21 protein-coding genes are annotated in these 20,102 nt (G+C 74.9%); 10 read left to right on the top strand and 11 right to left on the bottom strand.

Features of this window, described 5'->3' with window-relative positions:
- Positions 1–239: 239 nt before the first annotated feature.
- A complete protein-coding gene (locus tag ABZW03_RS17955; protein ID WP_355258601.1) occupies positions 240–1,316 on the bottom strand; it encodes a hypothetical protein in 1,077 nt (358 codons plus the stop codon).
- On the bottom strand, positions 1,313–2,071 hold the full coding sequence (locus ABZW03_RS17950) for an RNA polymerase sigma factor (protein WP_355258604.1): 759 nt from the start codon (positions 2,069–2,071) through the stop codon (positions 1,313–1,315). Before ABZW03_RS17950 ends, ABZW03_RS17955 begins: the two co-directional genes overlap by 4 nt.
- Positions 2,072–2,588: 517 nt before the next feature.
- Between ABZW03_RS17950 and ABZW03_RS17945 the strand changes: the two genes are divergently transcribed.
- The 4 genes from ABZW03_RS17945 (at position 2,589) to ABZW03_RS17930 (ending at position 6,035) form a co-directional block, all read left to right on the top strand.
- Positions 2,589–3,281: a hypothetical protein gene (locus tag ABZW03_RS17945; protein WP_355258598.1), complete on the top strand. Its 693-nt coding sequence runs from the start codon at positions 2,589–2,591 to the stop codon at positions 3,279–3,281.
- Between the two features lie 191 nt (positions 3,282–3,472).
- Positions 3,473–4,252: a VC0807 family protein gene (locus tag ABZW03_RS17940; protein ID WP_355258595.1), complete on the top strand. Its 780-nt coding sequence runs from the start codon at positions 3,473–3,475 to the stop codon at positions 4,250–4,252.
- 204 nt (positions 4,253–4,456) lie between these two features.
- A complete protein-coding gene (locus ABZW03_RS17935; protein WP_355258593.1) occupies positions 4,457–5,200 on the top strand; it encodes a tyrosine-protein phosphatase in 744 nt (247 codons plus the stop codon).
- 76 nt (positions 5,201–5,276) lie between these two features.
- Positions 5,277–6,035 carry a Clp protease N-terminal domain-containing protein gene (locus ABZW03_RS17930; protein ID WP_355258590.1) on the top strand — a complete coding sequence of 253 codons (759 nt, stop codon included), beginning with the start codon at positions 5,277–5,279 and terminating at the stop codon, positions 6,033–6,035.
- Between the two features lie 114 nt (positions 6,036–6,149).
- Here ABZW03_RS17930 and ABZW03_RS17925 read toward each other — a convergent pair whose 3' ends face one another.
- The 5 genes from ABZW03_RS17925 to ABZW03_RS17905 form a co-directional block, all read right to left on the bottom strand.
- Positions 6,150–6,641 carry an NUDIX hydrolase gene (locus tag ABZW03_RS17925; protein ID WP_355258587.1) on the bottom strand — a complete coding sequence of 164 codons (492 nt, stop codon included), beginning with the start codon at positions 6,639–6,641 and terminating at the stop codon, positions 6,150–6,152.
- Positions 6,642–6,770: 129 nt separating this feature from the next.
- A complete protein-coding gene (locus ABZW03_RS17920; RefSeq protein WP_355258584.1) occupies positions 6,771–8,078 on the bottom strand; it encodes a serine hydrolase domain-containing protein in 1,308 nt (435 codons plus the stop codon).
- A 232-nt stretch (positions 8,079–8,310) separates the two neighbouring features.
- On the bottom strand, positions 8,311–8,583 hold the full coding sequence (locus ABZW03_RS17915; RefSeq protein WP_355258581.1) for a hypothetical protein: 273 nt from the start codon (positions 8,581–8,583) through the stop codon (positions 8,311–8,313).
- Positions 8,584–8,818: 235 nt separating this feature from the next.
- The gene (locus tag ABZW03_RS17910) at positions 8,819–9,085 is read right to left on the bottom strand and encodes a UBP-type zinc finger domain-containing protein (protein ID WP_355258578.1); all 267 of its coding nucleotides are present in this window, start codon (positions 9,083–9,085) and stop codon (positions 8,819–8,821) included.
- 38 nt (positions 9,086–9,123) lie between these two features.
- On the bottom strand, positions 9,124–10,047 hold the full coding sequence (locus tag ABZW03_RS17905; protein ID WP_355258576.1) for a helix-turn-helix transcriptional regulator: 924 nt from the start codon (positions 10,045–10,047) through the stop codon (positions 9,124–9,126).
- Between the two features lie 180 nt (positions 10,048–10,227).
- Between ABZW03_RS17905 and ABZW03_RS17900 the strand changes: the two genes are divergently transcribed.
- Both ABZW03_RS17900 and ABZW03_RS17895 read left to right on the top strand, forming a co-directional pair.
- On the top strand, positions 10,228–10,989 hold the full coding sequence (locus ABZW03_RS17900) for an SDR family oxidoreductase (RefSeq protein ID WP_355258573.1): 762 nt from the start codon (positions 10,228–10,230) through the stop codon (positions 10,987–10,989).
- Between the two features lie 230 nt (positions 10,990–11,219).
- Positions 11,220–13,991 carry a lysylphosphatidylglycerol synthase domain-containing protein gene (locus ABZW03_RS17895; RefSeq protein WP_355258570.1) on the top strand — a complete coding sequence of 924 codons (2,772 nt, stop codon included), beginning with the start codon at positions 11,220–11,222 and terminating at the stop codon, positions 13,989–13,991.
- Positions 13,992–14,058: 67 nt separating this feature from the next.
- Here ABZW03_RS17895 and ABZW03_RS17890 read toward each other — a convergent pair whose 3' ends face one another.
- A complete protein-coding gene (locus ABZW03_RS17890) occupies positions 14,059–14,259 on the bottom strand; it encodes a hypothetical protein (protein WP_355258567.1) in 201 nt (66 codons plus the stop codon).
- Between the two features lie 211 nt (positions 14,260–14,470).
- Between ABZW03_RS17890 and ABZW03_RS17885 the strand changes: the two genes are divergently transcribed.
- The 3 genes from ABZW03_RS17885 to ABZW03_RS17875 all read left to right on the top strand — a co-directional run bounded on the left by ABZW03_RS17885 (position 14,471) and on the right by ABZW03_RS17875 (position 16,343).
- The gene (locus ABZW03_RS17885) at positions 14,471–14,986 is read left to right on the top strand and encodes a carboxymuconolactone decarboxylase family protein (RefSeq protein ID WP_355258564.1); all 516 of its coding nucleotides are present in this window, start codon (positions 14,471–14,473) and stop codon (positions 14,984–14,986) included.
- Between the two features lie 131 nt (positions 14,987–15,117).
- Positions 15,118–15,762 (top strand): methyltransferase, encoded by a 645-nt coding sequence (locus ABZW03_RS17880; RefSeq protein WP_355258561.1) that lies wholly within the window; start codon positions 15,118–15,120, stop codon positions 15,760–15,762.
- Positions 15,759–16,343, top strand: coding sequence for a TrmH family RNA methyltransferase (locus ABZW03_RS17875; RefSeq protein ID WP_355258558.1), 585 nt, complete (start codon positions 15,759–15,761; stop codon positions 16,341–16,343). Before ABZW03_RS17880 ends, ABZW03_RS17875 begins: the two co-directional genes overlap by 4 nt.
- A 176-nt stretch (positions 16,344–16,519) precedes the next feature.
- On the opposite strand, the gene ABZW03_RS17870 is transcribed toward ABZW03_RS17875, so the two are convergent.
- Genes ABZW03_RS17870 through ABZW03_RS17860 form a run of 3 tightly spaced genes read right to left on the bottom strand, consistent with a single transcriptional unit; the run spans position 16,520 to position 19,367 of the window.
- Positions 16,520–18,103 carry a hypothetical protein gene (locus ABZW03_RS17870; protein WP_355258555.1) on the bottom strand — a complete coding sequence of 528 codons (1,584 nt, stop codon included), beginning with the start codon at positions 18,101–18,103 and terminating at the stop codon, positions 16,520–16,522.
- A complete protein-coding gene (locus ABZW03_RS17865; protein ID WP_355258552.1) occupies positions 18,100–19,002 on the bottom strand; it encodes an ABC transporter ATP-binding protein in 903 nt (300 codons plus the stop codon). The genes ABZW03_RS17870 and ABZW03_RS17865 overlap by 4 nt, the downstream gene beginning before the upstream one ends.
- Before the next feature lie 11 nt (positions 19,003–19,013).
- On the bottom strand, positions 19,014–19,367 hold the full coding sequence (locus ABZW03_RS17860) for a hypothetical protein (protein WP_355258549.1): 354 nt from the start codon (positions 19,365–19,367) through the stop codon (positions 19,014–19,016).
- A gap of 211 nt (positions 19,368–19,578) precedes the next feature.
- Here ABZW03_RS17860 and ABZW03_RS17855 point away from each other — a divergent pair.
- Positions 19,579–20,102 (top strand): transposase (locus tag ABZW03_RS17855; RefSeq protein WP_355258547.1); only part of this gene is annotated, 524 nt, incomplete at its 3' end.

Genomic DNA, 20,102 nt, shown 5'->3' with positions numbered 1-20,102 from the left:
ACAGCTTGCCCTTGGGCACGGTGACGGTGCCGACCGGGTCGTTGTCGCAGGGCGTCGAACCGGGGAACAGGTACGGCTCGTCCAGCGCGACGCCGACCGACCACCCGGAGCTTCGGGTGGTACTGCTTCCTGCGGGTACTGCGGTGGTGCTGCTTCCTGCGGGTGGTGCTGGTGGTGCTGTTCCGGGCGGGCGGCGAGCCCGGGGGGAGTCGCTCGCCGCCCACCCGGAGTTCTGGGGGCTACCTCCCGGCCGACTGTTCGTCGGCCCGGGCGGTCTTGCTCGGGCGGACGTCCTGCGGGGCGGAGACCGTCGGCGGGGACTGGACGGTCGCGCCGGGCTTGTCCGGTTTGGCCCCGGTGCCGCCGGTGTCGTCGCCGCCGTTGCCACCGCTGCCGTTGCCGTTGCCGGTCCGACCGCCGTCGGTGTTCGGCCGACCGGCTCCGGCGCCCGCCCCGTTTCCGGCGCCGGCCCCGGGAGCGCTACCGGTGCGGCCGGGGTCGTGCGTCGGGGCGGTGGTGCCCTGGTGGTCGTCGTCCCCCTCGCCGACCGCGGCCTCGCAGTACTCCGCCACCCGGTCCGCACCGCCGGCCGCCTCGACCAGCGGTCCGTACAGCGCCTCGCCGGCCAGCCGGCCCGGGCGCTCGCCCTTGGCCGTACGGTCGGCGAAGCCGCTGCAGAGGCCGAGCAGCGCGGGCGGGACGACCGACCGCACGCCTCGCCCCTCGGCCGACGGGGTGCCAGGCGTCGCGGGGTCGGACGGGACGACCGCCTGCGGTCCGGCGGAGGCGGTGCCGGACGGACTGGCGGAGCCGGACACCACGGCACCGAACGGGGCCACGCCGACGGACGCGCCGGCGGCCGTCGAGCCCGACGCGGGGCCGGTGGTCGCACCCGGGCCGGCGAGCCGGTGCTCCGGCGCGGACGGGCCACCGCCCAGTGCGGACGGCAGGTTGCCGGTGCCGGCGGCGACGGCCACACCGCACAGCGCGGTGGTGCCGAGCACGACGGCGGTGGCCTTCGTGCTGAAGGCCCTGGCCAGCGCGGCGGTTGCCATCGATCGTCTCCGGACGGGGGTCACTGTCGGGTCGGGCGCGAGACTCGCCTCCCGGAACGCGGTCAGGGCGGCCTCCTCCCCGGCCAGTTCCTCGGCCGTCGCGGGGGCGGCGGCCGCGGCGAGCACCCGGGCGAGCTGCCCGGGACCGCCGTCCGGTCCGGTGAGCGAGGCGTCCTGCCCGGCCGACGGGGCGCCCACGGCACCACCGAGCAGACGCTCGGCGGCATCACGGTCGATCCGACGGGATCGGTTGGTGCTCATCTCATGTCCTTCAGCGTCGCGGCCCGGCGTTCTGTCACACCTTGCGGAGAACTTTTTTTCGCGGCTTTCCCCGCAGGTCGCCCACCGGCCTCGCCCGCGCTCGATCCGGCGGCCTTCCCGGCGGCCGTCCCGGAGGTCCCGGAGCCCGGTCCGGCCCCGGCGCCGGCCGGCGCCCCACCGCTCCGGGCGGCCGGAATGCCGCTCCCGGACGCGAGCGGCTCGACCAGCTTGGCCAGCCGCCGCAGCCCCCGGTGGGCGGCCATCCGGACGGTGCCGGCCCGCTTGCCGAGCACCCGGGCGGCGCTCTCCGCGTCCAGTTCCATGACCACCCGGAGCAGCACGGCCTCGGCCTGGTCGCGCGGCAGCCGGGAGATCAGGGCCAGCGCGTCGGCGGTGCCGACCGTGGTCAGCGCCGCCCGCGCGGTGTCGTCCCCCGCCGCCAGCTCGACCAGCTGCTCGAAGGGCAGGTCGGTGACCGGACGGCGGCGCCGGGCCCGCAGGTGGTCGAGGGCCCGGTGGCGGGCGACGGTGGCGGCCCAGCCGCGGAAGCCGTCCCCGTCGCCGGAGAAGCCGCGCAGGTCGCGGGCGATCTGCAGCCAGGTCTCGGAGGCGATGTCCTCGGCGTCCTGCGCGTCCTCCGGCCGGCCGCCGACCAGGACCCGCAGGTAGCGCAGCAGACCGGGCTGGACCGTCCGGAACAGCAGCCGGAACGCCTCCTCGTCCCCGCCCTGCGCGGCCCGGACCGCTTCGGTCAGGTCGGGGGGAGCGGGGGCCGGGCCCGGTGGCGGGTCGGCGGGTGGTACTGGTCCGGACCGGCCGACCGGGCCGTCGGTGCCCGCTCCGGGGCGCTCTGCACTCTGCACCCCCCACATGATGCGCCATCCGGGCGAACACATCGGCTCCGGTCGAAGGACCGGATCGGCCGGGGCCAAGGTCCCGGGGACTGCTGCCGTTCGCCCACGGCCCGGAGCGGCCCCCCGGCCTACCTTGTCGGTAGGCGAAGCAGTCCGGGCCGCCGCTCCCGCCCGGACGCCGGGTCCGCCGACGCACCCGGTCCGCCGACGCGGACGGGCCGCCGCCGTGACCCCACCGCGACCGGGGGCGCACGCACGACCCGTGCAGGCCCCGGGCGCGCGCCCCTGCCTGGTTTGCGCCGGCCCGTCGGGGACCAGCACCGACGGGGGCCGCCGACCGCCCGAGAGCCGGTGACACGACCGGCCGCAGCACCGGCAGCCCGACGACCGGCGAGACGACCAGCAGGGAAGGACCGCGATGACGACCGCCCACGAGCTCCACGCGAAGGGCCTGCGCGAGCACCTCGCGCCCGCCCTGCGCGCCCTGGGCCTCACCGGGTGGCGCCGGACCTTCAGCCTCCCGGACGGGACCCACTGGCTGCTGCTCGGCCTGGTCGAGCGCCCCGCCGCCGACCGGGTGCCCTTCACCTTCGAGCTCAGCGTGGTCCGCCGCTCCGACTGGACGGTCCTGGGCCTGCCCGGCCACCGGCCCGACCCGCGCACCCGGTACGGCATCGAGACCTGGCGGGCCCGGATCGGCGAGGTGCTGCCGGTCGGCGAGGACGTCTGGTGGGAGGTGCTGCCCGGCCCGCGCTGGTGGCTCCCGCTGGACGACGCCGTCGCCGCCGTCCGCCACTACGCCCTGCCGGAGCTGCGGCGCCGGGCCGAGGCGGACCGCGCCCCCACCGGGGAGGCCTACCTCCTCCCCGCCGAACTGGCGGTGGTCAACGCCGCCCTGCTGCCCGCCGCGGTGGCCCGGGTGCAGCGCGCCGAGCTGGCCGACAAGGCGCTGGTGCTGACCGGCGCCTGGACCAGGGGCGACGGCGTCGCCCGGACCGTCCTGGCGGGCGTCGCACGGGGCTTCCTGTCCGCCGGGGACGAGCGCTTCCGCACCGTCCGCTGCCTGGACACCCTGGGCCGCGAGCTGTGGACCTTCCCCGTCGAGGAGTGACCCCCTGAGGGGCGGCCCGCTCCCCCGGCGGACGGAAAGCAGCAGGTCGGAGGCGGTGTCACGGCGCGCACCATGACACCTGTCATACGGAGGACGCAACGGACGGCACTGCTCCGACGGAGGCTCGGACGGAAAGACTGGCGGCACGACGCGGGCAGCGGCCCGCGGCACCAGCCGGGGAGGAACCCACCGTGAGCCAGACCGTCAGCGCCGTCGCCCTGCCCAGCACCGTCGCCCTCACCGGCGCGACCGCCACCACCGCCGACACCGCCGCCACGGCGGACCCGGCCACCGCTCCCGCCCAGGCCGAGGCGCCCAACCCGCTGGTCTCCGGGCTCCGCCCGCTCGCCCTCGACGTGGCCGCCCCGCTGGCCGGCTACTACCTGCTGCACTCGGCCTTCGGCCTGAGCGAGTTCGCCGCGCTGGCCTGGAGCAGCGCCGTCCCGGCCGCCCGGACCGTCCTCGGCCTGCTGGGCGAGCGCAGGCTCAACCTGTGGGCCGCCCTGATGCTGACCGTCAACCTGGCGGGCCTGGCGCTGACCTTCGTCACCGGCGACGCCCGGCTGATGATCGCCAAGGACGGCGGGCTGAGCGGCACCGTGGCGCTGGCGATCCTGGCCTCCGCACTGATCGGCCGGCCGGTGATGACCCCGATGCTGATGCCGTTCCTGACCAAGGGCCGGCGGGAGCGCACCGCCGCCTGGCAGCGGCTGGCCGAGGGCCGGGCGGCCGGCTCGCGGGCCTTCCGCCGCCACGAGCGCCTGTTCTCCGGCATCTGGGGCACCGCGCTGCTGACCGAGTGCGCGGCCCGGGTGGCCGGCGCCTTCACCCTGCCGGTGTCGACCATGGCCTGGCTGTCCACCGTCCTCCTGGTCGGCGCGATCGCGGCCGGCGCGGTGTTCGGGCAGATCGCGGTCGAGCCGATGGAGCGGCTGGTCCGCGCCGAGGCCGAGGCCCCGACCGCCGTCTGACCGCGCGGTCCGTCCCCACGTGATCCGTCCCCACGTGGTCCGTCCCCTCGTGGTCCGTCCCCTCGTGGTCCGTCCCCACCCTTCCCTGAACAACCGGTGCCGAGGACTCGAACAGTGAGGAACCATCCCGATCCCCCGGGAGTCGTTACATAACGAGGGGGTAACGGGACCCCTGACGAGGAAGACGAGGAAACGGGGACCCCCATGAACCGGACGACGCACGCGCCGAGCAGCACCGAGGACCGCACGCTCGTCTGGGACGGCTGTCTGAACGTCCGCGACCTGGGCGGACTGCCCACCGCCTCCGGCCGGCCCACCGCCCACGGCGCGATGGTCCGGGCGGACAACCTGGACCGCCTCACCGCCGAAGGCTGGGACGCCCTCCTCGACCACGGCGTCCGCACCGTCGTCGACCTGCGCAACGCCGAGGAGTACCGGCCGCTCCTCCCGCTCCCCGAGGACGTCGAGCTGATCCGCGTCCCGCTGGACGAACTGGCCGGCCCCGACTGGTGGGAGGCCCACGGACGGCTGGACGGCACCCCGCTCGCGCTCCGCCCGTACCTGGACCACTGCCCGCACGCCGCCGCCGCACTGGTCTCCGCGATCGCCGGCGCCCGCCCCGGGGGCGTGGTCGTGCACTGCGGCGCCGGCCGCGACCGCACCGGCCTGGCCGCCGTCCTGCTGCTCGCCCTGGCCGGGGTCGACCGGGCCGCGATCACCGAGGACTACCTGCTGAGCGGCCCCAACATCCGCCCGCTGTACGGAATGCTCGGCCTGCCGGACCCGTACCGCCGGATCGACGCGGTGCTCGCCGAGGCCGGGACCACCGCCGAGGCCGCCCTGACGGCCGCGCTCGACGGGTTCGATCCGACCGGCTACCTGCTCGCGGCGGGCGTCGCGCCCGAGCGGATCTCCGCCGTCCGGGAACGACTGCTGCCGGCCGGGTGACGCGGGCCCCCGACGGCTTCATGACACCGTCAACTGACGGTTGACGATCCCTGAATCGACAACCTATGGTTGACGCATGGAGAATCCCGTTGTTCCCAACACCACGCCGTTGCGCCTCGACGACCTGATCGCCGCGATCAAGAAGGTCCACGCCGACGCGCTCGACCAGCTCTCCGACGCGGTCATCGCCGCCGACCACCTCGGCGACCTCGCCGACCACCTCATCGGCCACTTCGTCGACCAGGCCCGCCGCTCCGGCGCGTCCTGGACCGACATCGGCCGCAGCATGGGCGTCAGCAAGCAGGCCGCCCAGAAGCGCTTCGTCCCCAAGGACCCGGGCAGCCCGAACGACCTCGACCCCAGCCAGGGCTTCAGCCGGTTCACGCCCCGGGCCCGCAAGGTCGTGGTGGCCTCGCAGGAGGAGGCCCGGAAGGCGGGCAACGCCGAGATCACCGTGGAGCACCTGACGCTCGGCCTGATCAGCGAGCCCGAGGGCATCGCGGCCAAGGCGCTCGCCGCCCAGGGCATCACTCCAGAGGCCCTGCGGGCGGTGGCCACCGCCGCCCTGCCGGCCGCCGCCGACGAGCTGCCGGCGCTGATCCCGTTCGACGCCCAGAGCAAGAAGGCGCTGGAACTGACCTTCCGCGAGGCGCTCAAGCTCGGGCACAACTACGTCGGCACCGAGCACATCCTGCTCGCGCTGCTGGAGCTGGAGGACGGCCAGGGCGTGCTGGCCGGACTGAAGGTGGACCGGTCCGAGGCGGAGACCTTCGTCTCGGAGGCGATCGCCGCCCTCATCGCCGCCCGGAACCCGGAGTCCGAGCCGCAGCAGTGAGCATCGGGCGCCCTGCTCCGGACGGAACTCCCGTCCGGAGCAGGGCACTCGAGGGAGCGCACCCAAGGGCGGGGCGCTCGGGGGCGGCCCGCCCGGGAGCGGGGCGCCTTCCGCTCAGAAGCCCGAAACGTGGGTGGTGAGGATACGGACCGGGCCGCCCCCGGTCGCCTCCAGCGCCGCCCGCAGCCGGGCCGAACGGGCCGGGCCGAGCAGGTCCAGGGCCTCCTCGACCGATGCCCAGCGGTAGTCGTCCAGCTCGCCGGCCGGGACGGTCACGGGGGTGCCGTCCGGGACGGTGCCGAAGTCGAACATGAAGTGCTGGGCCGGGTGGTCGAGTTCGGCCGAGGCGTGGGTCCAGGAGATGGCCAGCAGCTCGCCGGCCTTCCGGACGAGGCCGGTCTCCTCCTCCAACTCCCGCTCGGCGCACTCGACCGGGCCCTCGCCGAGGTCGATCGTGCCGCCCGGGAACTGCCAGTGCTCGCGGTACCCGGCCTTCACGATCAGGATCCGGCCGGACTCGTCCCGCAGCAGGCAGCCGGCCGCCGCGTAGATCCGGGGCAGCGAGGCCAGCCATTCCTCGCGGGACTTCAAGGGCTCAGCCGTCACGGTGGTCCTCCTGGAGAGGTGGGTTCGGTCACCCCCACTCTGCCACCCGCTCCGCCGCCGGTTCCGCCACCGGTTCCGCCGCTCGGCCGATGGACCCAGGGGGATCGACCGCCCTCCGGGGCGGTCGGCTCAGCGCTGTCCGTACACCTGGCCGGAGCCGAAGCCGGTGGTCACCAGCTTCCACAGGGTGGGGAACTCCTCGCCGGTGATGCCGGTCGGGTTCAGCCCCACGACCACGCTGCGGGAGAAGTCGCGGGTGGCGAAGACGCCGGTGGTGTAGCCGGGCCTGGAGCCGTTCTTGCCCCAGACCTCGGTGCCGTTCGGCAGGACGGTGCGCAGCAGGCCGGCGGTGCTGTAGCAGGCGTGCCCGGCGGTCGGGCCGATCTCGCAGTTCTTGTTGTGGTCGTTCGGCAGGTCCGGGACGGCGAACACCTCGGCCTGCTGGGCGGGCGGCAGCAGCCGGCCGCGGTAGAGCGCGTCGAAGAAGCGCTCCAGGTCGGCGGCGGAGGAGATCATGCCGCCCTCGGCCCACGGGTACGGGCTCTGCTCGGTGACGTCGACCCTGGCGGTGCTGCCGTCGGCGTTCCGGACGTCCACGTAGCCGGCGGCGTGCGGGCCGCGGATGGTCAGGTCGTCGGCCGCCGGGACGTAGGTGGCGTGCAGGCCCAGCGGGCCGGTGATGCGCCGCCGCACCTGGTCGGCGTAGTCGTCCCCGGTGACCTTCTCGATCACCAGCGCGGCGACGAAGTAGTTGTTGCCGTTGTACTGCTGAGCCGTGCCGGGCGCGAAGCCCATCGGTTGGGTGAGCATGTCCGTCACCACCTGCTGCGGGCTGAAGTACGTCGCCCGGTGCGCGGCGAACCACGCCGTGCTGCCGTCCCCCGAGGTCATCCCGCCACCCCCGGGCAGGCCGCTGGTGTGGTTGAGCAACTGCCGTACGGTGACCGGCGGGTAGCCGGACGGGAGCAGCCCGGGCAGGCAGTGCTGGACGGTGCCGTCCAGGTCGACCCTGCCCTCGGCGGCGAGCTGGAGCAGCACGGTCGCGGTGAACACCTTGGTGACGCTGCCGACCCGGAACCGGGCGTTGGCCGGCACGTCCTCCCCCGAGGTGCCGCGCCACCGGGCGTCCGGACCGCCGGTCCGGACCAGTGCGCCGGTGACGCCGGAGGGCAGCGAGCGGAGGGTCTCGGCGAGCGACTCCCGGTCCAGCGGGCCGGGTTGGGCTGCGGCGGGTGCGGCCGGTACGGCGGGTGCGGCGGGTGCAGTGGGTACGGCCGGTGCGGCCGGTGCGGCGGCGAGGGTGACGGTGGTGGTGGCCGCGGCCGGGGAAGCGCCCGCGGCCAGGGCCGGGGTCGCGACGCCGACCGTGGCGGCGGCGAACAGCGCACCGGCCGCCACGAGAGTGGACCAACGACCGGTGCGGGTGCGGGTGTTCATGCGGAGGCTCTCCAACGGCGGCTTGACCGGCGGGAGTCGGGCCGCCCTGGTCGGCGGCCCGCCCGGTCGGCGACTCTGACAGGAGAGAGTCTTCGCCGCAGCGTCCGGCCGCGACATCCGGGAGCGCCCCCGAACCGTCCCCGAGAACGCCCCTGACGTTCGGTCAGGGGCGTTCTCGGGGACGCCGGTCCGGTGCGCCCGTCCCCGCGGTGCGCCGTCGGTTCGCCGCGGTTCAGTGGGCGGAGTGCTTCTCCGCACCCCGGTGCCGGTGCCCCTTGAGCTCGGCGTGCACCGCCGGGGCCGCGTGCATCGTGGCGCCCGGCACGTCCCGTCCGCCGTGCCGGAAGGCCTCGCCGGCGCCGCGCCCGGCGGCGGCGCCGGACATCGTGCCGATGCTCGGCATCGGCGCGAGCCGGGTGGGCGGGCTCGCCATGCCCCGGCGTTCGAGCAGCTCCTGGGTGCCCTGGCGGAGCTTGGCGGTGCTGCCGGGCAATCGCTTGGTCATCGTCGGCCTCCCTTCGTCGGCCACCGGCCGGACGGATGCCGGCCGGAGGGGCCGCACGGGCGTTATGTCCGGATTTTATCCGGGTTGCCGGCCCGTGCCACAGCGAGGAGGCCCGGATCGCGCCCGCGAGCGGGTGGCGGGCGGGAGGCGTCCGTGGGCGGGTGGCGTGCTGGCCGGGGGGCGTGCGCGGGCGGGGGGCGTGCGCGGGCGGGTGGCGTGTGCGCGGGCGACCGCCTCAGCCCATGACCTCGTGGACGAAGCACCAGCGCCAGTCCTCCCCCGGCTCGTACGAGCGGATCACCGGGTGGGAGGTGTCGTGGAAGTGCGCGGTGGCGTGCCGCTGCGGGGAGAAGTCGCAGCAGCCGATGTGGCCGCAGTCCAGGCAGATGCGCAGGTGCACCCAGTCCCGGCGGCCCTGCGCCAGGCAGTCGGCGCAGCCGTCGGCGGGCGGTCGGGGCTCGATGTCCTGAGGGGCCAGAGCGAGGTCTTCGCAGGCGCTCATGACTGAAAGGCTATGCCGCCCCGGCGCGCGGCGCCCGCTCAGGGCGCCTCCGCCCCCGCCGCGCCCGCCGCCCCCGCCTCCTCCGGCGCGGCCTCCTCCGGCGCGGCCCCCGCCGCCGTCCAACTCGCCAGCAGGGCCAGCTTCTGCGCGGTGGGCGAGCCCACCGGGGCGGTGTAGACGACCAGCAGCTGGTCCGGCGATCCGTTGACCCCCAGGGTCTCGTAGCCGAAGTCGAGTTCGCCGACCAGCGGGTGGTTCACCAGCTTGACCCCGTCGGTCTTCTCCCGCACCAGGTGGTCCGCCCAGAGCCGGCCGAACTCCGAGCTGCGCAGCGACAGTTCGCCCACCAGGGCACCGAGTGCCGGGTCCTCCGGGTGCAGCCCGGCGTCCCGGCGCAGGAAGGCGACGGTCTCGGCGGCGACCGCGTCCCACTGCCGGTAGTACTCCCGGGCGGACGGGGCGAGGAAAGCGTGCCGGGCCTGGTTGGGCAGGCGGTCCGGACCGGCATCGGCCCGGGTGGAGAAGCCGTTCACCGCGTCGCCCAGCGCGTTCCAGGCGAGCACGTCCATCCGGCGGCCCAGCACGAAGGCCGGCACCTCGGTCATCAGGTCCAGCAGCAGCCGCGTCCCCGGCCGGACCCGCTGCCGCCCCCGCACCCGGGCGGCGGGGGCTGCTGAGGCCGCCGGGTCCTTGGGCGGACGGACCAGCGAGCGCAGGTGCGCGGCCTCCACGTCGTCCAGCCGCAGCACCCGGGCCACCGCGTCCAGCACGGCGTCCGAGGCGCTGCCGCCCCGGCCCTGCTCCAGCCGGACGTAGTAGTCGACGCTGACGCCCGCGAGCTGCGCCACCTCCTCCCGGCGCAGTCCCTGCACCCGGCGGCGCCCGTGCGAGGGCAGGCCCACCTCCTCCGGCAGGATCCGGGCCCGGCGCGAACGGAGGAAGTCCCCCAGGGTGTTCTCCATGCCCGGCAGGGTAGCCCCGGCCGGGCGGCCCGAGGGTGGTACCGCCGTTCCCAGGAAAGGCCGTCCCGGGAAAGGGGTTCCCGGGACGGGGGTTCCCAGGAACCGCGCAGCCCTGGGTAGCCGCGCGCGGCCCGCGCAGAGTGGTCGGCGTCAGCCCGGCCGAACCGTCTGGAGCACCCGATGAGCCACCCGTCCCTCGCCGCCCGCACCGCCGTCGTCACCGGAGCCGCCAGCGGCATGGGCGCCGCCACCGCCCGGCTGCTGGCCGCCTCCGGCGCCCGGGTCGCCCTGCTCGCCCGCCGCGCCGAGCGGCTGGACGCCCTCGCCGCCGAGATCGCCGCCGCGGGCGGGCAGGCGCTCGCCGTCACCGCCGACATCACCGACCAGGCCTCGGTGGACGCCGCCGCGAGGACCGTCCACGACGCCTACGGCCGGGTCGACCTGGTGGTCAACAACGCCGGGGTGATGCTGCCGAACCCTCTCACCGACGGCCGGATCGACGAGTGGACCCGCATGGTGGACACCAACCTCACCGGCGCGCTGCGGATCGTCCGCGCCTTCGGCCCCGACCTCACCGCGGCCGCCGCCGAGGGCCGCACCGCCGACCTGGTCAACGTCTCCTCGATCGCCTCGCACGTGGTCTTCCCCGACTACGCGGTGTACGGGGCCACCAAGGCCGCGCTCACCCAGCTCTCCGCCGCCCTGCGCAGCGAGTTCGGCCCGCGCGACGTCCGGGTCAGCGCGATCGAGCCCGGACTGACCGACACCGAACTCGCCGACCACATCGACAACCCGGTGCTCCGCGAACAGCTCGGCGGCATGTTCGCCGCCATCCCGGCCCTCGGTGCCGAGGACGTCGCCGACCTCATCGCGTACACCGTCAGCCGCCCCCGGCACGTCAACCTGCGCCACCTGGTCGTGCTGCCGACCCGGCAGGCCTGAGTTCCGACGCCGGCCGACGGCAACCGGCTGCTCGCCCGGCCTGCCGTTCCCGGGTGCCGTGCCCCGTGCCCGGGTCCCGCGCCCCCGAGGAGGCTGGTGGCCCGGCCGTCGTCCGCTCACCGCCCGCCCGCAACCGCTGACGGCTTCGGACCTGCCCGTCCGGGCCGCGTCGTCCCGGTACCGACCGATCCCCGCTCCTCGTCCACGGGCGGCATGGGAGCATGCCATCCGTGGCGATCGTGACGGGGAGAACGAACGGCGACACCGGTGGGGGCGACCCCGGCGGTGTGCCCGCGCAGCGGGAACGCGGCGCGGGAGCGCGGGGCAGCGACGACGGAAACGGCGGCGGGAACGGCAGCAACGACACCGGGGCAGCGGCCGACGGCGGCGCCGGGAGGGCCACCGCCCGGATACCCGGGCAGATCGGCCCCGGCCGGTTCCGGGCCCGCCCGCTGCCCGCCACCGACCGGGTCCGGCAGCCCGTCGCCCTGATCCGGCTGCTCGGCGGCCTGTTCGCCATCGCCCTCACCCTGCTGCTCGCCGACTACGCCCGGGCCACCCTCGGGGGCATCGCCGCCGACGTCGCCGAGGCCGCTTCGCTGGTCCCGCGCCCGCTGGCGAGCCTGGCCGGCGGGCTCACCACCGCCGCCGTCCTGCTGGTCCCGGTCGGCCTCGCCGTCCGTCGGCTGCTGGGCCCCGACCGGCGGCGCGCCCTCCAGCAGGTCTCCGACGGACTGCTCGCCGCCGTCCTCGCGTACGGCGCCACGCTCGGCCTGGACCTGTGGGCCGACGGCCTCGCCCCGGTCTCGCTGATCACCGCGCTCACCCAGCCGCTGCCCGGCGGCGGGCTCGGCCACACCGAGCCCGTCTACGGCTACCTGGCGCCGGTCCTGGCCTTCATGACCGCCTCCGGCAGCCGGGAACACCGCCTGCCCTGGGCCGTCCTCGCCCTCTCCGGCCTCGCCGGACTGACCGGCGGGTACGCCACCCCCACCGCGATCCTGCTCGGACTGCTGATCGGCTGGACCGGCGCCCACGGCACGCTGTACGCCGTCGGCACCCCCGATCCCTGTCCCCGGCCCGGCGAGGTCCTGCGCGCCCTGCGCGACAGCGGCCTGCGCCCGGTCGAGGCCGAGCCGGCCGGCCCCGACCGGTACCGGGTCCGGCAGGCCGAGGGCCGGCCCGACCTCGACGTCCAGCTCCTCGACCGGCAGGCCGTCACCGCCGCCGCCGTCCAGCGCGCCTGGCGCCGACTGCGCCTGCGCACCGCCCCCGACCCGCGCGTCCTGCGCTCCCCGCGCACCGGGCTGGAGCACGAGGCCCTGGTCACGTACGCGGCTCTCGCGGCCGGCGTCCGCACCCGCCGCATCGCCGCCACCGCGGGCATCGGCCCGGACACCGCCCTCATCGCGTACGAGCGGCTGGCCGGACGCACCCTGGACGAACTCGCCGACGAGGAGATCACCGACGAGCTGCTCACCGACGCCTGGCGGCAGTTCGCCCTGCTCCAGCGCCGCGAGATCGCCCACCGCGCCCTCGTCCCGTCCTCCCTGCTGATCGACGACGCGGGCGCGGTGCACCTGGTCGACTTCGCCGACGGCGACATCGCCGCCACCGAACTCGTCCTCTGCTGCGACCTCGCCCAGCTCCTCACCACCCTCGCCCTCCGCGCCGGGGCCGCCCGCTCCGTCCGCACGGCCACCGCCGTCCTCGGCCCCGACCCCGTCGGCGCCGCGCTCCCCCTGCTCCAGCCCATCGCGCTCACCCACACCACCCGCCGTGCCCTCAAGCAGCACGCGAAGCGCACCGCCACCGCCCGGGCCGCCGAGGCGGCGGACGGGCGCGGCGGCGCGACCGGGGCCGGCTCCCCGTCCGAGGCCGGAGGCGCCCCCGGCACGGCGCCCGCCTCCCCTGTCGGCCCCACGACGGGCGCCCCCACCTCGGCGACCACCTCCACCGAGCCCGACCCTCACCACAACGCCCCCACCCCCGGCAACCTGCTCGACGAGATCCGCGCGGAGGTCCTGCGCACCCGCCCGCAGGTGGTGGGCCGACCGGTGCGGCTGGAGCGGTTGCGGCCGCGGACCCTGCTGGTCGTCGTGGGCGGCGTGGTGGCCGGGTGGCTGCTGATCCCGCAACTCTTCGCGGCCGAGGACAACCCGGTCTCCGCGCTGGCGGACGCCGACCCCTGGTGGCTCCTGCTGGCGCTGGCCGCCGCGGCGACGAGCCACGTCGCGGCGGCGATGGGCTTCGTCGGCTTCGTGCCGGAGCGGCTGGACTTCCGCAACGCGGTGCTGGCGCAGGTGGCCGGGTCGTTCGTGAAGCTGGTGTCGCCCGGCGGCGTCGGCGGCGTCGCGCTGAACACCCGCCTGTTGCAGCAGGCCGGCATCCCCACCGCACAGGCGCTGTCCAGCGTCGGCGTGGGAACGCTGATCGGCCTGGTGCTACACCTGCTGCAGCTGGGGGCCTTCGTCTACCTGCTGGGTTTCGAGCCCGGCGGCTCCGAGCTGGACGCGCTGCCCGCCGTGGTCGGCGGACTGGCGGGTGCGGCGGCGCTGCTGGCGGTGGTGTCGGCGATCCCGGTGGCCCGGCGGTGGCTGGCGACGCGGCTGCGGCCGCTGACGGCCGAGGTGCTGCCCCGGCTGCTGGACCTGCTGCGCAGTCCGACCCGGCTGGCGGTGGGGGTCACCGGGCAGCTCCTGGTGTCGATCTGCCTGATCGCCTGCCTGTACTGCTGTGCCCGGGCGATCGGTCGGGAGCCGTCCTTCGCCTCGGTCGCGGTGGTGTTCCTGGTGGGCAACGCGGTGGGCAGCGCGGCGCCGACCCCGGGCGGGGCCGGTGCGGTGGACGGGATGCTGATCACACTGCTCCAGCAGACCGCCTCGATGGAGCGGGGCGGCGCGCTGGCCGCGGTGGCGCTGTACCGTCTGCTGACGCTGATCCTGCCGGTGCTGCCTGGCTGGGCGGCCTTCGTCTGGCTGCAACGGCGCCGGGCCCTGTAGCGGGTACGGCCCCGCGTCGATCTGCCCTCCGAGGCCCGGAGCGCGACCCCGCCCCGGCGCCCGCCGGCTACTCCCGGTACTCCTCCTCGTCGTGCCGGACCGGCCGGGTCTGCTCCACGACGTCCGCGACGTTGGTCGCCGGGTCCGCACCGACGGCCCGGCGTTCGGCCACCTCGTCGTACGTGTCGCCCTCGGGTGCCTTCTCGTCGGGCTCGACGGTCTCGGCGGTCTCCTCGATCAGGTATTCCTCGTGCTGTTCCTGCGGCATGGCATCCGTCCTCACTGTTCGGAGGCCTTCACGGGCCCGGCTGGCGTACTGGCAGTATCCGCCGCGCGGCGCCGGGACGCGACGTGCCGACACCGCTCCGGCGTGTTGCCGGGGCCCTGCGGATCCGCTGCCCAACCGGCCCGATTGACCCACGAAACAGCCCACTGAATGACCCAAGGGCGGGGTGCATTCCGCGCCTAGGGTCGTAGCCATGACGACGAACGCGACGACGAACGCGACCGCCCGGACCGCCGACGCCCCCGAGGCCCCCGCGGCTCCCGAGGCGCCCGCCCGCCTCGACTACGCCCGCACCGCCCCCAAGGTGTTCCGCGCGATGATCGCCCTGGACGCCGCCGCCCGCGAGGGCCTCGACCCGGCCCTGGTCGAGCTCGTCCAGATGCGCACCTCCCAGCTGAACGGCTGCGCGTACTGCCTGGACATGCACGCCAAGGACGCCCGCAAGGCCGGCGAGACCGACGAGCGGATCTACCTGCTGCCGGTCTGGCCGGAGGCCCCGGCCGGGGTGTACACCGAGCGCGAGCGGGCCGCCCTGGCGCTGGCCGAGGAGGTCACCCGGATCGGCGGCGGCGTCTCGGACGCGGTGTACGCCCGGGCCGCCGCGCACTTCGCGGAGGCCGAGCTGGCGCAGCTGATCTCGGTCTGCTTCACGATCAACGCCTGGAACCGCATCAACGTGGCCACCCGCAAGACCCCCGGCACCGCCTGACCCGCACCACGGCCCAGACCCCCGTCCGGGCCACCGGGGTACGAGGCCACCGGGGTACGATCGGTGCCGTACAAAGGGCTAACCCACACCCACCCGGTGGCCCCGAGGCCCATACGAACGACGGGGAAATCATGTCCGGCTCGCACTACTTCACCGGTGCACCCGAGGTCGCCAGCGACCGCCGGCCGATCACGGTCTCCCTGCCGGACCTCACCCTGGAACTGACCACCGACACCGGGGTGTTCTCCCGCAACCGGCTCGACCCGTGCACCCGGATCCTGCTGGAGCACGCCCCGCAGCCGCGGGTGCGCGGCCCGATCCTGGACATCGGCTGCGGCTACGGTCCGATCGCGCTGACCTGGGCGAGCCGCCGCAAGCGCCTCCCGGTCTGGGCGGTGGACGTCAACGAGCGCGCCCTGGAGCTGGTCCGGCTGAACGCCGAGGCGCTGGGGCTCGGCAACGTCCAGGCCGTCCTGCCCGACGACGTCCCCGAGGACGTCCGCTTCGCCACCATCTACTCCAACCCGCCGATCCGGATCGGCAAGGCCGCGCTGCGCCGCCTGCTCACGCACTGGCTCGACCGGCTGACCCCGGACGGCTCGGCGTTCCTGGTGGTGCAGAAGCACCTGGGTTCGGACTCGCTCCAGAAGTGGCTGAACGAGCAGGGCTACCCGACCACGCGGGTCACCTCGGTCAACGGGTGCCGGATTCTGGAAGCGCGGCCCCGCCCCGAGGTGGGCGAGGGCTCCGAGAGTGGACGAGGTACGACGACGTGAAGCAGCTGCGCGGGACCGAACTGAAGCGCCTGCACCGCTCGTGGCGGCGCAGCAACGAGTTCCGGCTCGCGATGATCCTGGAGAACCTCCAGTCGCCGTTCAACGTCGGCTCGGTGGTCCGCACCGGCGCGGCGATGGGCGCGGAGAAGCTCTACCTCACCGGGGACACCCCGTCGGTGCGCTCGTCCGGCGCGCAGAAGGCCGCGATGGGCACCGACAAGTACCTGAAGGTGGAGCACTTCCCGACCGTCGCCGAGGCGGTCGCGGCGGCCAAGGCGGACGGCTTCAAGGTCGTCGGCCTGGAGCTGGCCGACGAGGCCGTGCCGATGTTCGCCGCCGAGCTGACCCCGGCGGTGGCCTTCGTGCTCGGACACGAGGACCGCGGGATCACGCCCGAGGCACTGGCGCTGTGCGACCAGGTGGTGTTCGTGCCGCAGCTGGGCCGCGTCGGCTCGCTGAACGTCTCCGCGGCCGCGACGGTGGCCTGCTACGAGGCGCGCCGGCAGGGCTACGCGATCAGCGGCACCCCGGACGGCGACCTCGCGGGCGACCTCGCGGGCGACCTCGGAGACGACGAGTAGCACCCCGAAGCCACCAGGAGAGCCCGGGCCGTCGCCATCCGCCGATGGTCCGGGCTCCCGGCTTCCATCAGCCCCCCGGCCCGACACCTGGGCTCGGCCCGTTCCTCCGCCCGTCACCCAGCCCGTTCCTCCGCCCATCGCTCAGCCCTTGCCCTGCCCTCACCTCATCCCATCACTCACCCCTTGACGTTCCGTCGGGCGGCGCCGACCAGGAACACCACCGCGAGCATCGCCGCGGACAGCGCCCCGACCAGCAGCGGCCCTGGACCGGCCGGGCCGCCGTTCACGCGCACGGCCCCCATGAAGTCGACGGCGGCGACGTTGTTGACGAGCACCCACCAGAGCGGCAGGTAGACCGCCTGGAAGAGCCGGTGGCTCCGACTCACCACACCGAGCGCCATGGCCAGCGACGGGACGAACAGCGCGCCGCCGACCCAATGGGCCGTCCCCGCACCGTCACCCGCCGCCAGCATGCGTATCAGCGGGGCGACGCCCGTCACCGCGGTGAGCACCAGCCCGGACGCCCACTCGGCCAGCAGCCGGCGCCGGGCCGACGGGTAGGCACCGAGCAGCACCTCCAGGCCGTTCTCGACCTGCTGGCTGCCGAGCCGGGACCAGATCAGGACCGGCCACAGCCAGGCCAGGGGCAGCAGCAGCCCGGTGACGGCGTTCACCGGCAGGACGAACCCGGCCACCGTCAGCCCAGCCGCGACCAGCCACCACCAGCGGGAGACGCCCTGCATCAGGATGCGGACCTCCCCCGCCAACAGCCGGCCGAACGCGCCAGCCCACCGCGGTTCGGTCCGCGGCAGCGCACCCGGCGCGGTCGCCCAGCGCACCCCCGCGGGCTCCGTCCCGGCGGCCGCGGCCGGTTCTCCGTCCGCCACCGGGGTGGCAGCCGCCGTCCCGGAACCGCGCGCGGGATCGAACCTCCCGAACCACAGGGCCGGCAGCAGCGCCACCACGAGCGCCGTCAGGATCAGCGCCAGCCGGCCGAGGACGAACCCGGAGGACGGGTCGAACCCCTCCCAGAGGAAGGTGCCCAGCGGCTTGTCGACCTTGGTCAGGCCGAGGCTGAACCCGCCCGGCTCGACCACCCGCTGCTGCGCCTCCAGCGCCGCGCCCATCGACCGCGCGACCTGGTGCACGCCGAGACCGTCCAGCGGCGCGGAGGCCGACTGCCCGCCGATCGCGATCACCATGGCCAGCACGAACCAGACGACGTTCCCGAAGCCGCCCCGCAACAGCGGCACCGTCTCGAACAGGAGCGCCGTGGCCGCGGTGAGCGCCATCAGCGGCAGCGAGAGCAGCAGGAACGGCTCCACCAGGGCTATCGGGTCCACCGCGCGGTCCTCACCACGGGCGAGCTGCATCAACAGCGCGGTGACGGCCAGCACGCCGACCATGGAGGCGAGCACCAGCAGGCTGCTCAGGAACTTGGCCAGGAGGTACTGGAAGGTACGCAGCGGGGTGGCGGCGAGGACCTGGCCGACCCCGGTCGCCCCGTCCCGCGCGATGCCGCTGCGCACCACGTAGAAGCCGCCGAAGGTGAGCCAGAGCGCACCGGCCAGCGCGGTAACCGCGCCGACGTAGGCGCTGTTGTACACGCCCCGGTTGCCGCCCACGTCCATGATCGTCCAGTGGCTGCCCGGGTCCGGTACCGCCAGGTAGCCGAGCCCGACCGCGGCGAGCAGCGTCACCGCGTACACCGGCCGGCGCACCCGGTCGCGGAAGTCGCCGACCGCCAGTCGCCCGATCATCGGCTCACCGCCCCTTCCGCGACCCGGTCCCGCTCCCCCGAGCGCTGGATGACGCCCAGGTACGCGTCCTCCAGGTCCGGCGCCACCGGGACCGCGTCCGCCCACGGCCGCCCGGCGGCGATCACCCGCAGCCGCACGCCGTTCCCCGTCCGCACCATCCGGCTGACCACGTGGCCGGCCTGCACGGCCTGCACCTCGGCCGGATCGACCACCGCCTCCCACACCTGCCCGTCGATCTCCCGGAGCAACTCGTCGGGCGCGCCCCGGCGCAGCAGCCGGCCGTGCGCGACCACCGCGATGTCGGAGGCGACCGACTCCACGTCGGAGACGATGTGGGTCGACAGCATCACCACCCGCTCCGCCGCGAGCTCGCTGAGCAGGTTGCGGAAGCGCACCCGCTCCTCCGGGTCCAGGCCCGCGGTCGGCTCGTCGACCACGATCACCTTGGGATCGGCCAGCAGCGCCTGCGCGATCCCGACCCGGCGGAGCATGCCGCCCGAGTACGTGCCGAGCGGCCGCCGGACCGCCTCGGTCAGGTTGACCAGCTGGATCAGCTCGTCGATCCGCGCCCTGGCGGACCGGGCTCCGAGCCCCTTGGCAGCCGCCAGGTACGACAGGAACTCCCGCGACGTCAGGTTCGGGTAGACCCCGAAGTCCTGTGGCAGGTAACCGAGTTCCCGACGCAGCCGGTCCGGCTCCGCCACCACGTCGACCCCCTCGTACCGCACCTGCCCACCCGTGGGCCGGGTGACCGTCGCCACGATCCGCATCAACGACGACTTCCCGGCCCCGTTCGGCCCCAACAGCCCCACCATCCCGGGCCCGAGCCTCATCGTGATGCCGTCGACGGCCCGCTTGCCGCCCTTGTAGACCTTGGTGACACCGACCAGTTCGAGCATGCTCCCCGTCCTCACCCCTTGAGCTCCGTCTCGCGCCCGTCCCGCAGCACGGCGACCCCCTTGGGCACCTCGACCCGGAACTTCGCGTCACAGTTGGCCAGCCCCGAGCACCCCGCCCTGAGTTCGAGCACCCCGTCCTCGAGCGTCCAGGACGTCTTGGCCGTGCCGACCTTCCCGCTCGTGTCGAACCACCGGGTGACCTTCACGTCCGCCCGATCGCCCGCGACCAGATCCGTCGCGTGCCCGTGCGCCTTGACGTTCAGGCTCCTCCCGGCGAACTCGAACACCCTCTCCTCGGGCTTCGCATCCGCGGCATCGGCACACCCGGCCAGCACCACCAGCCCGGCCAGCACGAGCCCGACCACCCCGTGTCCCGACCTCGCCCGTCCACCCACCACACCCTCCGGAACCTCCACCCGGACCCGCCCCTCGGACCCACCCGAAGCCTCCCCGATCCCCACCCCCCTGCCATCTGCCGTTCGGCAGATATCCCCCATGACCAAGGACAGAGTTTCCCGCCAACGCAAAAGGGGAGTGTCATGAATCAGGTGGACACCCTGATCAAGGGAGACACTGATGAGCTCGCTGACGGATCACCGGATCGGGTCGGTTCCTGACGGGTCGGTTTCGTCGGAGTCGGAACCTGCCGATGACTTGGGCATGGGGCCGAGGAAGAACACGGGTGCGTCGGATGTGGTGGCGTCGGTCGCCGAGCTGGCGGCCGAGCAGGCCCGGGCCGGCGGGATGCAGCTGCTCGGCGAGGGCGGGCTGCTGCAGCAGCTGACCCGGCACCTGCTCCAGGAAGCGCTGGAGGCCGAGATGGACGAGCACCTGGCCTCGTCCGCGGGGCAGGGCCGCTCGGCGCGCAAAGGCGGCAACGCGCGCAACGGCTACCGGATGAAGACCGTGATGACCGAGGCCGGGCCGGTCACGCTCGAGGTCCCGCGGGACCGGGCCGGCACGTTCGAGCCGAAGGTCGTGCCCCGGCACGCCCGCCGAACCGAAGGCCTGGACAACCTGGTCATCTCGCTGACTGCGAAGGGCCTGACCTCCGGGGAGATCGTCGCGCACCTGGCCGAGGTCTACGGCATGACCACCAG

The sequence above is a fragment of the Kitasatospora sp. NPDC004799 genome, assembly GCF_040609095.1.
Classification (GTDB): Bacteria; Actinomycetota; Actinomycetes; order Streptomycetales; family Streptomycetaceae; genus Kitasatospora.
Note: the sequence above shows the minus strand (reverse complement) of the source record. Positions and strands in the feature narration are given on the sequence as shown.

Excerpts from the sequence above, each read along its gene's own strand:
- ABZW03_RS17955 (WP_355258601.1), bottom strand. The coding sequence starts at position 1,316 with ATGAGCACCAACCGATCCCGTCGGATCGACCGTGATGCCGCCGAGCGT.
- ABZW03_RS17945 (WP_355258598.1), top strand. The coding sequence starts at position 2,589 with ATGACGACCGCCCACGAGCTCCACGCGAAGGGCCTGCGCGAGCACCTC.
- ABZW03_RS17935 (WP_355258593.1), top strand. The coding sequence starts at position 4,457 with ATGAACCGGACGACGCACGCGCCGAGCAGCACCGAGGACCGCACGCTC.
- ABZW03_RS17930 (WP_355258590.1), top strand. The coding sequence starts at position 5,277 with ATGGAGAATCCCGTTGTTCCCAACACCACGCCGTTGCGCCTCGACGAC.
- ABZW03_RS17920 (WP_355258584.1), bottom strand. The coding sequence starts at position 8,078 with ATGAACACCCGCACCCGCACCGGTCGTTGGTCCACTCTCGTGGCGGCC.
- ABZW03_RS17915 (WP_355258581.1), bottom strand. The coding sequence starts at position 8,583 with ATGACCAAGCGATTGCCCGGCAGCACCGCCAAGCTCCGCCAGGGCACC.
- ABZW03_RS17910 (WP_355258578.1), bottom strand. The coding sequence starts at position 9,085 with ATGAGCGCCTGCGAAGACCTCGCTCTGGCCCCTCAGGACATCGAGCCC.
- ABZW03_RS17905 (WP_355258576.1), bottom strand. The coding sequence starts at position 10,047 with ATGGAGAACACCCTGGGGGACTTCCTCCGTTCGCGCCGGGCCCGGATC.
- ABZW03_RS17900 (WP_355258573.1), top strand. The coding sequence starts at position 10,228 with ATGAGCCACCCGTCCCTCGCCGCCCGCACCGCCGTCGTCACCGGAGCC.
- ABZW03_RS17890 (WP_355258567.1), bottom strand. The coding sequence starts at position 14,259 with ATGCCGCAGGAACAGCACGAGGAATACCTGATCGAGGAGACCGCCGAG.
- ABZW03_RS17885 (WP_355258564.1), top strand. The coding sequence starts at position 14,471 with ATGACGACGAACGCGACGACGAACGCGACCGCCCGGACCGCCGACGCC.
- ABZW03_RS17880 (WP_355258561.1), top strand. The coding sequence starts at position 15,118 with ATGTCCGGCTCGCACTACTTCACCGGTGCACCCGAGGTCGCCAGCGAC.
- ABZW03_RS17870 (WP_355258555.1), bottom strand. The coding sequence starts at position 18,103 with ATGATCGGGCGACTGGCGGTCGGCGACTTCCGCGACCGGGTGCGCCGG.
- ABZW03_RS17865 (WP_355258552.1), bottom strand. The coding sequence starts at position 19,002 with ATGCTCGAACTGGTCGGTGTCACCAAGGTCTACAAGGGCGGCAAGCGG.